We start from the raw sequence: 13,496 nt of genomic DNA on the forward strand, positions 1-13,496 counted from the left end.
GCGTCAAGATTCCTTGGGCCGGGCCGAGTTGACGTTTCCTTTGCAGACGCGGGGCCCCGCCGGAGCAGTTCCGGCGGGGCCCTGGGAAGCGGTCCGGGCTTTTACGCCCATATGCGAGTGGACTACTTGCCGGTGAACTTCTCGTACTCCTTGAGGACCTCTTCGGTAGGCCCGTCCATCCGCAGTTCGCCGCGTTCCAGCCACAGCACCCGGTCGCAGGTGTCGCGGATCGACTTGTTGTTGTGGCTGACCAGGAACACCGTGCCCGCGGACTTCCGCAGCTCACGGATGCGCTGCTCGGAGCGGACCTGGAACTTGCGGTCGCCGGTGGCCAGCGCCTCGTCGATCATCAGGACGTCGTGGTCCTTGGCGGCGGCGATGGAGAAACGCAGCCGGGCCGCCATTCCGGAGGAATAGGTGCGCATGGGAAGGGTGATGAAGTCACCCTTCTCGTTGATCCCGGAGAAGTCGACGATGTCCTGGTAGCGCTCCTTGACCTGTTCGCGACTCATGCCCATGGCGAGACCGCCCAGGATGACGTTCCGCTCGCCGGTGAGGTCGTTCATGAGGGCCGCGTTCACACCCAGCAGCGAGGGCTGGCCGTTGGTGTAGACCCGGCCGCTCTCGGCCGGGAGCAGGCCGGCGATGGCGCGCAGCAGGGTCGACTTGCCGGAGCCGTTGGACCCGATCAGGCCGACGGCCTCGCCCCGGTAGGCGACGAAGGAGACGCCCCTGACGGCGTGCACCTTGCGCACCCCACGCTCCTCGCCGCGCTTGACTATGCGGCTGAGGGCCGAGGTGGCACTGCCCTTGCCGGTCTTGGCGCCGTGCACGCGGTAGACGATGTGCAGTTCGTCCGCGACGACGGTGGGGATCAGCGCCTGAGGCGTCCGGTCCACCGGGTTCTGCTCGGTGCTGGGCTCAGCCACGGCCGTACCTCTCCTCCGCCTGCCAGAAGTACACGAAACCGCCGACGAACAGGACCACGGCCCAGAAGGTGGCGATGGCCCAGACGTGCGGCGGGAGGTTCGAGGAGCCGTAGCCGTCGATGAGCGCGAAGCGCATCAGGTCCATGTAGATGGCGGCCGGGTTCACCTGGAGGAAGCGGATGAACACCTCGGAGCGGCCCTCCATCATCTTGCTGATGGAGAACATGACGCCGGAGGTGTACATCCAGGTGCGCAGGATGAACGGCATCAGCTGGGCGAGGTCCGGGGTCTTGGCGCCCATCCGCGCCACGATCAGCGCGAGCCCGGTGTTGAAGAGGAACTGCAGCAGCAGGACCGGGAGGATGAGCAGCCAGGACAGGCTCGGGTAGCTGCCGAAGCCGACCACGATGAGGAACAGCACGGTCATCGAGAACAGCAGCTGCTGGAGCTGCTGGAGCGCGAAGGAGATCGGCAGCGAGGCCCGCGGGAAGTGCAGCGCACGCACCAGGCCGAGGTTGCCGGAGATCGCGCGGACACCCGCCATGATCGAGCTCTGCGTGAAGGTGAACACGAAGACGCCCGTGACCAGGAACGGGATGTAGACGTCCCGCGACATGCCCCGGCTGGCCTTCAGGATGACGCCGAAGATGAAGAAGTAGACGGCCGCGTTCAGCAGCGGGGTGGCCACCTGCCAGAGCTGGCCCAGTTTCGCCTGGCTGTACTGGGCGGTCAGCTTCGCCTGGGAGAAGGCCAGGATGAAGTGACGTCGTCCCCAGAGCTGGCGGACGTAGTCGACGAGTCCGGGGCGGGCGCCGCTCACGGTCAGCCCGTACTTGGCGGCGAGCTGCGGCGCCGTGAGGCCTTCGTCGGGCGACGGGCGCGGGCTCACCGCGACCCCGCCGTCATGCGTTGTCTCACTCAAGGTCTGGAAGCCCTCATCTTCGGATGCGTCTTACGATCGTCTTGCGTTCGTCTTACGGAATTGTGCTACAGAACGCGACACGTATCCGCCGAGGGATACGGTCCGCAGGGCGTGCGCGCTTGAAGTGCGCGGTCAGACGCCTGCCGAGCTTGTCAGATCACGGGGGGACGGCCCAACCGGGTGAGCCGCCAGACCGTACGCCACTTCATGGGCCTGCGCGGTCCGCACGGAGTGGTCCAGCCCTCCCTGAACCCGCCGAACCAGGCCTGGAGAGCAGGACGCGACGGTCGGCGCAGGAGGGTGAGCAGCAGCCACACCCCGAGGTAGACGGGGACCAGGGGGGCGGGGAGGTTGCGGCGGGCCAGCCAGACGCGGTTGCGGGCGACCATGCGGTGGTAGACCGCGTGCCGCGAGGGCGCCGTGGTCGGGTGGTGGAGCACCATGTCGGACCGGTAGTCGATCATCCAGCCGGCGTCGAGGGCCCGCCAGGCGAGGTCGGTCTCCTCGTGGGCGTAGAAGAACTCGTCCGGGAGGGCGCCGACCTCGGCGAAGACCTTCGTGCGGACGGCGTTGGCGCCGCCGAGGAAGGTGGTGACCCGGGAGGAGCGCATCGGGTCGGAGGCGCGCAGCCGGGGGACGTGGCGGCGCTGGGTCACGCCGGTGTCCGGGTCGGCGATGCGGAAGCTGATGATGCCGAGCCGGGGGTCGGCGGCGAAGGCCTGGCGGCACAGCTCGGCGGTGTCGTGCTGGGCGAGCAGCCCGTCGTCGTCGAGGAACATCACTATGTCGACATCACGACCGCACGGCCCGAAGGCCTCCAGACCGATGTTGCGCCCGCCGGGGATGCCGAGGTTCTCGGGCAGCTCTATGGTCCGGACGCCGTCCGGTACGTCGGGGACGGGCGAGCCGTTGCCGACGACGACCGCCTCGACCCGGTCGCCGTCCTGCTTGGCGACCGAGTCGAGCAACGCCCGTAGTTCGTCGGGCCGGTTGCCCATGGTGATGATCACCGCGCCGACCTTCATGCCGCTCACTTCAGCCTGCTCGACGCGAGGATCGACACCAGGTGCAGCAGGGTCTGGAGCAGCGCGATGCCGGCGAGCACGGCGACGCCGAGCCGCGACCAGAAGAGGTCGCCGCGGACCTGGTCCGCGATCGCGAGGACCAGGATCAGCAAGGACGCCTCGATGCCGAGGATCAGCCGGTGGAACTTGAAGGCGGCGGCGGCACGGCGGGCGAGCGCCATCCCGGAGGACCGCATCTCGGCCGCGGACTCCTGCACCGGCTCCTTGCCGGTCTGGTGCCGGGCGACCCCGACCAGGTCGGTCTCGGCCTTGATCAGGATCGCGCCGAGCGCGGCCAGCGTCCCGAGGAAGGCCCACAGCCAGTCGATACGGCCGCTGCCCCACAGGTCGGCGGCGCGCAGCCCGAAGCCGACGAGCACGGCGGCGTCGGTGAGGTAGGCGCCGACCCGGTCGAGGTAGACGCCCGCGAGGGAGTACTGCTTGCGCCAGCGGGCGATCTCGCCGTCGACGCAGTCCAGCAGCAGATACATCTGGACGCACACCACGCCCAGCACGGCGCCCGTGATCCCCGGCACCAGCAGCGCCGGGGCGGCGAGTACGCCGAAGACGGTCATCAGGTACGTGAGCTGGTTGGGCGAGACCCTGGTGTTCACCAGGTAGCGGTCGACCCGCAGGGACACCTCACGCATGTAGAGGCGTCCCATCCAGTGCTCACCGCTGCGCCGGTCCTTCACCCCTGCGGGGTGGACGACGGGACGGAGTTCAGCTACCGATGGCCTTGACATAGTCGGCGTAGTTGTCCTTGATCTGGTCGGTTTTCAGGTCGAGGTGTTCGAGGATCGTGTAGCGGCCGGGGCGGGTCTCCGGAGCGAACTCCACGGCTCGGACGAACTCGTCCACCGTGAAGCCGATCTCCTCCGGCAGCACCGGCAGTCCGTGCCGGCGCAGCACCTCGGCCATGTACGCCGATTCCTCGTGGGCCCCGCGCAGGTACATCGCGAAGGCCGCGCCCAGTCCGCACTGCTCGCCGTGGGCGGCGGCGCGTTTGGGGAAGAGCAGGTCGAAGGCGTGGTTGATCTCGTGGCACGAGCCCGAGGCGGGCCGGGAGTCGCCCGAGATCGACATCGCGATCCCGGTGAGCACGAGCGCCTCGGCGAGCACCTGGAGGAAGTCGTTGTCACCGACCCCGCCGGGGTGCCGCAGCACGGCCTCGCCGGCCTGGCGGGCCATGGCGGCGGCGAGACCGTCGATCTTCTCGCCCTTGACCCGGTTGGCCAGCTCCCAGTCCGCGATCGAGTTGATGTTGGAGATGGCGTCACCGATGCCCGCCCGTACGAACCGCACCGGAGCCTCGCGAATGACGTCGAGGTCGATGACGGCGGCGATCGGGTTCGGGACTCCGTAGGAGCCGCGGCCGGCGTCGTTGTCGAGCGTGGCGACCGGTGAGCACAGGCCGTCGTGGGCGAGATTCGTGGGTACGGCGACCAGGGGCAGGCCGACCCGCGCCGCGGCGAACTTGGCGCAGTCGATGATCTTGCCGCCGCCTAGGCCCACGACAGCGTCGTAGTGGCCGGCCTTTATGTCGCCGGCCAGCCGGACCGCGTCGTCAAGGGTGCCGCCGTCGACCTCGTACCAGGTGGCGCCGGGCAGCGTCGGGGCGATCCGCGCCCGCAGCCGGGCACCGGAGCCGCCGCTGACAGCGACGGCGAGCCGGCCCGAAGTGGAGATGCGCTCGTCGGCGAGCACGGCCGCCAGGTCGTCGAGGGCACCTGGACGGATGTCCACGACGAGCGGCGAGGGAATCAACCGGGTCAGTACAGGCACGCGATCTCCCGCCCCTTGGCCAGATCGTCGTGGTTGTCGATCTCGACCCACTTGACGTCGCCGATCGGGGCCACGTCGATCCGGAAGCCGCGGTTGACCAGTTCCTGGTAGCCGTGCTCGTAGAACTGCTGCGGGTCGGTCTCCCACACGGTCTTGAGCGCGTCGGCCAGTTCGGGGGTGGCGTCGCCCTCGATGAGGGTTACGCCGATGTACTCGCCGGTGGCCTCGGCGGGGTCCATCAGCTTGGTGATCTTCGTCATGCCCTTGGCGGGGTCGACGACGACCTTCATCTCCTCGTCCGCCAGGGACTTGACGGTGTCCAGCGCGAGGATGATCCGCTTGCCGTCGCCGCGGGCGGCGAGCAGCGTCTTCTCGACGGAGACGGGGTGGACGGTGTCGCCGTTGGCGAGGATCACGCCGTCCTTGAGGGCGTCACGTCCGCACCACAGGGAGTAGGCGTTGTTCCACTCCTCGGCCTTGTCGTTGTCGATGAGGGTGAGCTTGAGGCCGTACTTCTGCTCCAGGGCCGCCTTGCGGTCGTAGACGGCCTCCTTGCGGTAGCCGACGATGATCGCGACCTCGGTCAGACCGATCTCGGCGAAGTTGCCGAGCGTCAGGTCCAGGACCGTCGGTTCGCCCTCTATGCCCGCGGGCCCCACCGGCACCAGAGCCTTGGGAAGGCTGTCGGTGTAGGGGCGCAGACGCCGTCCGGCGCCGGCCGCCAGCACGAGGCCGATCATGCGGGTTCTCCTTCATCGTGTACGGCGGGCGCCCCTGCGGACACCCAGAAGCGGATGCTCTCGACGAGCACCAGCAGGGCCACGGCCACGGCCAGGACCGTGAGCGCGACCGGGAACTGCGACGCGGTGAGCGCGGCGGCGAGAACGGTGACGAGCAGCGTCCGCCCCTCCTGCCCCCCGATGGCGCGCACCAGCCAGGCCGGGGGCGCCCCGGCGTTGCCGCGAATGCGGTACACCGTGTCGTAGTGATGGTAGGCGACGGCGGCCACCAGGCCGAAAGCCGCTGGAAGTGCTCCGTTTACCTCCGCTTTAGCGGCGAGCACCAGGACGGTGCAGTATTCGGCCGCCCGGAAGAGGGGCGGGACGAGCCAGTCGAGGGCGCCCTTGAGGGGGCGGGACAGGGCCTGGCCGGAGGTGAGCGCGTAGACGAGGGCGCCGGCCACGGGGGCCCAGGTGACGCCGGAGGAGAGGGAGACGGCGAGGATCGCGGTGCCCGCGAGTGCGATCAGGAGCGGGGCGCCGAGGCGGCCGGGGTTGACGCGGGCCACGAAGGACGCAAGGGGTCCGTTGTCGGCGAGGTCCGCGAGCGCCTGCGCCGCCCGGTCCGTGCGCCGGGCCTTGCGGGTCAGCGAGCGCAGCACCCGGCCCGCCGCCGTGTACGTCGCCGCGAAGGCACAGCCGACGAGCAGGACGTAGAAGGTGATGCGGGGTGTGGTCACGGCCGTGAGGACGGCGATCATCGCCCATCGTTCGCCGATGGGCAGCACTATCATCCGGCGCACCCAGACCGTCCAGCCGACGCTGTCGAGCTTGTCGGAGAGGGCGGCGGTGGGGCTGGTGTTGGCGGTGGCGTCGTGGTTGGCCTCGTTGAAGGAGAAGTCCACGACGTGCCGGCAGGTCTGGAGGACCATCGCGCCGAGCGCGAGCGCCCATACGTCGTCGCCGCCCCGGGCCGCTCCCAGCGCGAGGCCCGCGTAGTAGGCGTACTCCTTGGCGCGGTCGAAGGTGGCGTCGAGCCAGGCGCCGAGGGTGGAGTACTGGAGGGAGTAGCGGGCGAGCTGGCCGTCGGTGCAGTCCAGGACGAAGGACGCGATCAGCAGGACGCCGGCCGCGACGAACCCGGCACGGGTGCCGGTGGCCGCGCAGCCCGCCGCGATCAGCGCGGTGAGCAGGGAGGCGGTGGTGACCTGGTTCGGGGTGAGACCGCGGCGGGCGCACCAGCGGGCGATGTAGCGGGAGTACGGGCTGATGAAGTGCGTGGTGAAGAAGCCGTCGCGGGACTTCACGGCCGACTTCAGGCGTACGGCCTCGTCGTCCACGGCGGCGACGGCCTGCCGTGCCTCGTTGCGGGACTGCGGGTCCGCGGGGACCGTGGCGACGAGGCTGCCCAGCTCGGGGTGGTGCACGTCCGAGCCGTCGGCGTCGAGGGCGGTGACGATGCGGTCGGCGAGGTTGTCGAGGAGGGTCATTCCGCCGCCGGCCGAGTTCTCCCGGGCCATCGCGCGGGTCAGGGCCTGGCGGCCGGCCGGCTGCGCGGTGACGGCGCCCGGTACCGCGGCGAGCGGGAAGCGGGGGTCGGTGAGGCCGAGGCGCAGCGCGTGCAGATGGCCGACGAAGCGGGCGTCCACGACGGCGACGCGCCGGTCACCGGGAACGGCCGCCAGGAGCGTTTCCGCCTCGGTGGCGTCGGCGGCGATCCGGACGTCGAAGCCGAGCGAGCGCAGGTCGTCCTCGATCGACGATCCGGGGACCGGCTGACCGGTGAGGATGGCGGTCGACAACCGAACTCACTCCCTGGTGCCGACGCGTGGGCGCCGGTCATGTGCATGGTGGTGGCGCCCCTTGGGTGGCACCCGGGCGGCATGTCGGCAGAGGCTATCGGATGCTCTCAAGCCCGTGTTCACCGGCCGTTCATAGGCTGATCAACAGGATCTGCAGGCACCTCCGCCGAGATCATCATCAGGGATTCGGCCCCCGGCCGACAAACCGCACCCGACAGAGCGGGCACCGCCGGACATTCCGCGGAGCCTACGACGGCGGTCCACACGTGCGGCCGCAGGACCGGGCCGCCTTCCGCACTCTCCCGCAGGCACTCCGCGCCACCCCGACCTGCGATCCGTTTGCCCAGGTCAGGGCATATGACAACGGTGTTCAGTGCCGCGTTGCCGTATACCCCCTACCCGTAGTTCACTGGGGTTCCGGGCAGTCATCAGGAGGGCGGCTTTCATGGGGGCAGGGCACGACCACGGGCATTCCCGTCCGCACGGCGCTCCCGTCACCGGTACGGCCGCGGCGTCGTACCGGGGCAGGCTGCGCGTCGCGCTGGGGATCACGCTCACCGTGATGGTGGTCGAGGTGGTCGGCGGACTGCTCGCGGACTCCCTCGCGCTCGTCGCGGACGCGGCCCACATGGCGACGGACGCGCTCGGGCTCGGCATGGCGCTGCTCGCCGTCCACTTCGCGGGCCGCCCGGCGGCCGGCAACCGCACCTTCGGCTACGCCCGCGCGGAGATCCTCGCCGCGCTCGCCAACTGTCTGCTGCTGCTCGGCGTCGGCGGCTACGTCCTGTACGAGGCGGTCCAGCGGTTCGTCGTGCCCGCCGACACCGAGGGCGGGCCGACCATCGTGTTCGGGCTGGTCGGCCTGGTCGCGAACATGATCTCCCTCACGCTGCTGGCGCGCGACCGGAAGGAGAGCCTGAACGTGCGCGGCGCGTTCCTGGAGGTGGCCGCCGACGCGCTGGGCTCCCTCGCGGTGATCGTCTCGGCCGTGGTGATCCTGACCACGGGATGGCAGGCGGCCGACCCGATCGCCTCGCTCGTCATCGGGCTGATGATCGTGCCGCGCACACTGAAGCTGCTGCGCGAGACCCTGGACGTCCTGCTGGAGTCGGCGCCCAAGGACGTCGACATGCGGGAGGTGCGCGCCCACATCCTGGCCCTGGACGGTGTCGAGGACATCCACGATCTGCACGCCTGGACGATCACCTCGGGCCTGCCGGTGCTCTCCGCGCACGTGGTCGTCGGCCCGGACGCGCTGAACGCCATCGGCAACGAGAAGATGCTCCACGAACTCCAGGGCTGCCTCGGCGACCACTTCGACGTGGCGCACTGCACCTTCCAGCTGGAACCCGGCGGGCACGCGCGGCACGAGGCGAAGCTCTGCCACTGACGGCTGACGGAAACCGACCGAATCCGAGGGAAATCGACCGGGTCGGACGGAACGCAACCGTCCGGCGCACACCCGTGTCCACACTGCCGTGACCCCACCCCCGGGCGGTTCCCCCGTCGCCGCGCCGGGCACGATGAACTGCCGGGAGTGCCGGATTCGTACGGCAGACTTGGCTCTGAAGACCGATGTGAAGGATGGGTATGCCGATCACACCTGCCACCGCGACGCACAGCTCGTCGAACGGCACCGCCGAAGCGATCCTGCTCGAACTGGTCGACGAGAACGGCGTGACGATCGGCACCGCGGAGAAGCTCTCCGCCCACCAGCCACCGGGCCGGCTGCACCGCGCCTTCTCCGTCTTCCTCTTCGACGAGCAGGGCCGGCTCCTCCTCCAGCAGCGGGCGCTCGGCAAGTACCACTCCCCCGGCGTCTGGTCCAACACCTGCTGCGGTCACCCCTACCCGGGCGAGGCGCCCTTCGCGGCGGCCGCCCGGCGGACCCACGAGGAGCTCGGGGTGTCGCCGACGCTGCTCGCCGAGGCGGGCACGGTGCGCTACAACCACCCGGACCCGGACTCGGGCCTGGTGGAGCAGGAGTACAACCACCTCTTCGTCGGCATGGTGCAGTCCCCGCTGCGGCCGGACCCGGAGGAGGTGGGCACGACCGCGTTCGTGACCCCCGCCGAGCTGGCGGAGCGGCACGCGAAGGACACCTTCTCGTCCTGGTTCATGACGGTTCTGGACGCGGCCCGTCCCGCGGTCCGCGAGCTGACGGGCCCGGCCGCGGGCTGGTGACCGCCCTGCCTACGGCACTCGTGCGGCGGTGAGCGGCAGCGCGGCCCAGATCACCTTGCCGCCGCTCGCCGTGTGCTCGACGTCGCACACACCGCCCGCCTCCCGGGTCACCTCGCGCACCAGGAGCAGTCCCCGGCCACCGGTCTCGTCGTGGTCGGCCACCAGGGCGGTCGGGCGGTAGGGGTGGTTGTCCTCGACGGACACCCGCACCCACTCGGCGCCCACGGCGACCTCCACCGCGAGTATCGGCGACAGCAGTGCCGCGTGCTTGACCCCGTTGGTGACCAGCTCGGAGACGATCAGCAACAGCCCCTGCAACAGGTCGTCCGTCAGGGGCACGCCCTGGCGGAGGAGCAGGTCCCGCACGGCGTGCCGCGCCTGCGGGACGGAGGCGTCGACGGCGGAGGCGGTGAACCGCCAGACTCCCTCGTACGGCAGCGGACCCGGCGCGGCGGGGGCCGGAGGATCGTCCCCGACGCCGCCTTCTGGGCGGGGGCCTGACCCACGCCCATCGTTCTCCATCGTCCGGTCGCCACCCTTGCGCTCGATTGTCACCACCCGACGAGTGTTGGCAACGACCCGCTCCGCCCCCAACGACTGAACAGAAGTCAGCAGTTTTCGGGTGTATTACGACCGATTCCGCCCGGCACGGTCCCGTGTCGGACCGCTCGTGTTCCGATCATGCCGACTTCGCGAACTCTTCCGGTTGTACGTAGCATCCGGCGCATGGAGCCCCGACTGCTGCACGAGGTCGCCGACTCGGTCGCCACCGTCGTCGTCCACCACCCCGGCAAGCGCAACGCGATGACGGCCGCGATGTGGCGCGCGCTGCCGCCGCTGCTCGACACGCTGGCGGCCGATCCCGCCGTACGGGCGCTGGTGCTGACCGGTGAGGGCGGGACGTTCTGCGCCGGGGCCGACATCTCCACGCTGCGGGAGTCGGCGGCCGAGGCGCAGGGGCTCGCGGGGCTCGCGGAGGAGGCGCTGGCGGCATTTCCGAAGCCGACGCTGGCCGCGATCCGGGGTCACTGCGTGGGCGGCGGCGCGCAGTTGGCGGCGGCCTGCGATCTGCGGTTCGCGGAGCAGGGGGCGCTGTTCGGGGTGACTCCGGCGAAGCTCGGGATCGTGTATCCGGCGTCCTCCACCCGGCGGTTGGTGTCGCTGGTGGGTCCGGGAACCGCCAAGTACCTCCTCTTCTCGGGCGAGTTGATCGACGCGGAGCGGGCACTGCGCACCGGGTTCCTCGACGAGCTGCTGCCCGAGGGCGAACTCGCCAAGCGGGTCGCCGAGTTCACCCGGGTGCTGGCCGCCCGCTCGCGCCTGACGCAGGCCGCGGCGAAGGAGTTCGCCGACGGGCGTACGGACAGGGACGGCTACTGGGCCGAGCAGGCCCGCGGCAGCGACGACACCGCGGAGGGCGTCGCCGCGTTCCTGGAACGCCGCGAGGCGCGCTTCACCTGGACTACCTGAGAATGAACCGGCTCCTGGCCCGGAACTCCGCGACGAGATGCGCGGGCGCCTTCTCCGGAGAGCCCGCGTCGTAGGGCGGCTGCGGGTCGTACTCGGTCAACAGCTGTACGGCCTGCGCGTGTTCGTCGCCGGCGATCCGGCCGAGCAGGGTGAGCCCCATGTCGATGCCCGAGGACACACCGGCCGCGGTGACGTACTTCCCGTCGGTCACCACCCGCTCCCCCGTGGGCTCGACACCGAACCGCTCCAACTGCTCCAGGGCCAGCCAGTGCGAGGTCGCACGGCGGCCCTGAAGCAGTCCGGCGGCGGCCAGCAGCAGCGAGCCGGTGCACACCGAGGTCGTCCAGGCGCTGGTGGCGTCGGCCGTGCGCAGCCAGTCCAGAAGGGTCTCGTTCTCCATCTGCGGGGTCTGGCCGGGACCGCCCGGGACGACCACGATGTCCGGGCACGACACCTCGGCCAGCGTCCGGTCGGCGACGAGCGCGAGGTTCCCGCTCTCGTTCCGGACGGGACCGGCCTCCTCGGCGACGAACACGGTCTCCGCGTCGGGGAGACGGCCGAGGGTCTCGTAGGGGCCTACGGCGTCCAGGGCGGTGAAGCGGTCGAAGAGGACGATGGCGATCTGCATCGGGGGCCTTTCGGGACGGTCAGTGGGCGGATGGTGCCGGGCGGAAGCGGCGGCGGTATTCCGCCGGGGCCGTGCCGAGGGACTTGAGGAAGGCGCGGCGCATGGCCTCCGGGGTGCCGTAGCCGCTGGCGCGGGAGATCTCCTCGATGCCGTCGGCGGTGTCCTCCAGGAGGCGTCGGGCGTGTTCGAGGCGGACGCGGTCGACGTAGCGGCCGGGGGTCATGCCGGTCTCGGCCCGGAAGGCTCGGGCGAAGTGGCGGGGCGAGAGGCGGGCGCGGGCGGCCAGGGAGTCGACGCCCAGGTCGCCGTCCGGGTGCTCGGTGATCCACTGCTGGACCTCGCGGAGGGGTTCCCGGCAGGCCGTCTGGGCGGCGAGCTGGGCGCTGAACTGGGCCTGGTTCCCGGGCCTCCGCAGGAACACCACCAGGTGGCGGGCGATGGTCAGCGCCGCGTCCCGGCCGAGGTCCTCCTCGACCAGCGCGAGGGCGAGATCGATGCCCGAGGTGACACCGGCCGAGGTGGAGACGGGTCCGTCGCGGACGTAGATGGGGTCGGGGTCGACCGTCACGGCGGGATGGTCACGGGCGAACTCCGCGCAGTACGCCCAGTGCGTGGTGGCCCGCCGGCCGTCCAGCAGGCCCGCCCGGGCGAGCACGATCGCTCCCGTGCACACGGACACCAGCCGCTCGGCGCGCGGCCCGTGCTCGCGCAGCCAGGCGGTCAGCCGCGGTTCGGGGCCACGCGCGCCCGGGCCGCCGGGGACGAGCAGGGTGTGCGGGGCGGGCGCGTCCGCGAGGGTCGAGTCCGGTACGACGGTCAGGCCGCTGGAGGTGCGTACCGGGCCGCCGTCCAGGGAGGCCGTACGGATGCGGTAGGTCCCCGGTGCCAGCTTCTCGGCGCCCGCGAAGACCTCCAGCGGGCCGGTGACGTCGAGGCTCTGCACATCGTCGAAGAGGACCACCAGGACGGTTCGCATACGGTCGATTCTTCGCGTTCCGCTCGATGGCCGCAATGACGAGTACCCCACCTTTCCTGCCATCGGACGCCCGCCGCTGGAGCACGTACCGACCAGTCGGTAACGTGACCGTCATGACTACTGCCGCCGTCGACCTCCGTGCCGGGCGCCGCTGCCACAACGCGCTCAACTCCCTGCACGCCACGCTCTACTTCTCGCCCGACCTGGGGAGGGAACTGGCGGAGCTCGGAGTCACGGACTCCAGGGCCGTCAACTTCGCCGCCCGGGCGGCGGCGCTGGGACGGGTCGGGCCCGGCGTGGTGGCGGCGACCTTCTACAACTACAAGTACGAACTCGTGGCCCGGCACGTACCCGCCGTGTGGGAGACCGTCTCCCCGGAGCAGGCCCTGAAGGCACGCGCGCGTGCCGTCGACGCGACCTTGCGCCGCCTCCTGGGCGACGACGTCGTCGAGTCGGAGGAGATGGCGGAGGCCGCGCGGCTGGCACTGCGGGCCACCGAGGCGTGCACGCGTGCCGCGCGTCCCCTGTACGCCGCGCACGCCGATCTGCCGGTCCCCGAGGAGCCGCACCTCGCGTACTTCCACGCCGCCACCCTGCTGCGCGAGCACCGCGGCGACGGTCACCTGGCCGCCCTCATGTCCGCCGAACTCGACGGCCTGGAGGCGGTGGTGACCCACACCGCGACCGGCAAGGGCATGACCCCGAAGTGGGTGTTCGGCACGCGCGGCTGGAGCCAGGAGGAGTGGGACGCCGCCGCGGGACGGCTCCGGAAGCGCGGGCTGCTCGACGGGGACGGCGAGTTGACCGAGGCGGGCACAGCACTGCGGGCCGGGATCGAGACGGAGACCGACCGCCTGGACCGGGCACCCTACGAGCACCTGGGCGCCGAAGGAGTCGTACGGCTGACCGAGCTGGCGACCGGGTTCGCCCGGCGCGCGCTCGCCGCCGGGGCGTTCCCGTCGAACCTGCTGGGCAAGAGCTAGGGCCTGTCGGCGGATCAGGTCCCCGGCGGAGCGG

Annotated in this window: 14 protein-coding genes; 4 read left to right on the plus strand and 10 right to left on the minus strand. The window is 70.9% G+C overall.

The annotated features are described in order from the left end of the window. Positions 1-122: 122 nt before the first annotated feature. The 7 genes from ACQHII_RS07165 to ACQHII_RS07195 all read right to left on the minus strand — a co-directional run bounded on the left by ACQHII_RS07165 (position 123) and on the right by ACQHII_RS07195 (position 7,221). Positions 123-929 carry an ABC transporter ATP-binding protein gene (locus ACQHII_RS07165; RefSeq protein WP_427918446.1) on the minus strand — a complete coding sequence of 269 codons (807 nt, stop codon included), beginning with the start codon at positions 927-929 and terminating at the stop codon, positions 123-125. Next, positions 922-1,851, minus strand: a complete 930-nt coding sequence (locus ACQHII_RS07170; RefSeq protein ID WP_427918447.1) for an ABC transporter permease — start codon at positions 1,849-1,851, stop codon at positions 922-924. The genes ACQHII_RS07165 and ACQHII_RS07170 overlap by 8 nt, the downstream gene beginning before the upstream one ends. A gap of 152 nt (positions 1,852-2,003) precedes the next feature. Then, positions 2,004-2,876: a glycosyltransferase family 2 protein gene (locus ACQHII_RS07175; protein ID WP_427925246.1), complete on the minus strand. Its 873-nt coding sequence runs from the start codon at positions 2,874-2,876 to the stop codon at positions 2,004-2,006. 5 nt (positions 2,877-2,881) lie between these two features. Next, positions 2,882-3,661: a CDP-alcohol phosphatidyltransferase family protein gene (locus tag ACQHII_RS07180; protein ID WP_427918448.1), complete on the minus strand. Its 780-nt coding sequence runs from the start codon at positions 3,659-3,661 to the stop codon at positions 2,882-2,884. Next, positions 3,639-4,700 (minus strand): iron-containing alcohol dehydrogenase family protein, encoded by a 1,062-nt coding sequence (locus ACQHII_RS07185; RefSeq protein WP_427918449.1) that lies wholly within the window; start codon positions 4,698-4,700, stop codon positions 3,639-3,641. Before ACQHII_RS07185 ends, ACQHII_RS07180 begins: the two co-directional genes overlap by 23 nt. Beyond that, the gene (locus ACQHII_RS07190) at positions 4,688-5,440 is read right to left on the minus strand and encodes a sugar phosphate nucleotidyltransferase (protein WP_427918450.1); all 753 of its coding nucleotides are present in this window, start codon (positions 5,438-5,440) and stop codon (positions 4,688-4,690) included. The genes ACQHII_RS07185 and ACQHII_RS07190 overlap by 13 nt, the downstream gene beginning before the upstream one ends. Then, positions 5,437-7,221, minus strand: coding sequence for a DUF5941 domain-containing protein (locus tag ACQHII_RS07195; RefSeq protein WP_427918451.1), 1,785 nt, complete (start codon positions 7,219-7,221; stop codon positions 5,437-5,439). Before ACQHII_RS07195 ends, ACQHII_RS07190 begins: the two co-directional genes overlap by 4 nt. Before the next feature lie 445 nt (positions 7,222-7,666). On the opposite strand from ACQHII_RS07195, the gene ACQHII_RS07200 reads away from it, so the two are divergent. Both ACQHII_RS07200 and idi read left to right on the plus strand, forming a co-directional pair. Further along, positions 7,667-8,611 carry a cation diffusion facilitator family transporter gene (locus tag ACQHII_RS07200; protein ID WP_427918452.1) on the plus strand — a complete coding sequence of 315 codons (945 nt, stop codon included), beginning with the start codon at positions 7,667-7,669 and terminating at the stop codon, positions 8,609-8,611. Positions 8,612-8,811: 200 nt separating this feature from the next. After that, positions 8,812-9,405 carry an isopentenyl-diphosphate Delta-isomerase gene (idi, locus tag ACQHII_RS07205; RefSeq protein WP_427918453.1) on the plus strand — a complete coding sequence of 198 codons (594 nt, stop codon included), beginning with the start codon at positions 8,812-8,814 and terminating at the stop codon, positions 9,403-9,405. 9 nt (positions 9,406-9,414) lie between these two features. Here idi and ACQHII_RS07210 read toward each other — a convergent pair whose 3' ends face one another. Next, on the minus strand, positions 9,415-9,927 hold the full coding sequence (locus ACQHII_RS07210; protein WP_427925247.1) for an ATP-binding protein: 513 nt from the start codon (positions 9,925-9,927) through the stop codon (positions 9,415-9,417). Positions 9,928-10,131: 204 nt separating this feature from the next. Between ACQHII_RS07210 and ACQHII_RS07215 the strand changes: the two genes are divergently transcribed. Continuing rightward, positions 10,132-10,875, plus strand: coding sequence for an enoyl-CoA hydratase/isomerase family protein (locus ACQHII_RS07215; protein ID WP_427918454.1), 744 nt, complete (start codon positions 10,132-10,134; stop codon positions 10,873-10,875). Here the strand turns inward: ACQHII_RS07215 and ACQHII_RS07220 are convergent. Then, positions 10,868-11,503: a DJ-1/PfpI family protein gene (locus tag ACQHII_RS07220; RefSeq protein WP_427918455.1), complete on the minus strand. Its 636-nt coding sequence runs from the start codon at positions 11,501-11,503 to the stop codon at positions 10,868-10,870. The two genes, ACQHII_RS07215 and ACQHII_RS07220, sit on opposite strands and share 8 nt — an antisense overlap. A 19-nt stretch (positions 11,504-11,522) precedes the next feature. Then, positions 11,523-12,479: a GlxA family transcriptional regulator gene (locus tag ACQHII_RS07225; RefSeq protein WP_427918456.1), complete on the minus strand. Its 957-nt coding sequence runs from the start codon at positions 12,477-12,479 to the stop codon at positions 11,523-11,525. A gap of 113 nt (positions 12,480-12,592) precedes the next feature. Here ACQHII_RS07225 and ACQHII_RS07230 point away from each other — a divergent pair, with 113 nt between their 5' ends. Further along, on the plus strand, positions 12,593-13,462 hold the full coding sequence (locus tag ACQHII_RS07230) for an SCO6745 family protein (RefSeq protein WP_427918457.1): 870 nt from the start codon (positions 12,593-12,595) through the stop codon (positions 13,460-13,462). Positions 13,463-13,496: the final 34 nt, after the last annotated feature.

The sequence above is a fragment of the Streptomyces sp. cg40 genome (assembly GCF_050320165.1).
Lineage (GTDB): Bacteria > Actinomycetota > Actinomycetes > Streptomycetales > Streptomycetaceae > Streptomyces > Streptomyces hokutonensis.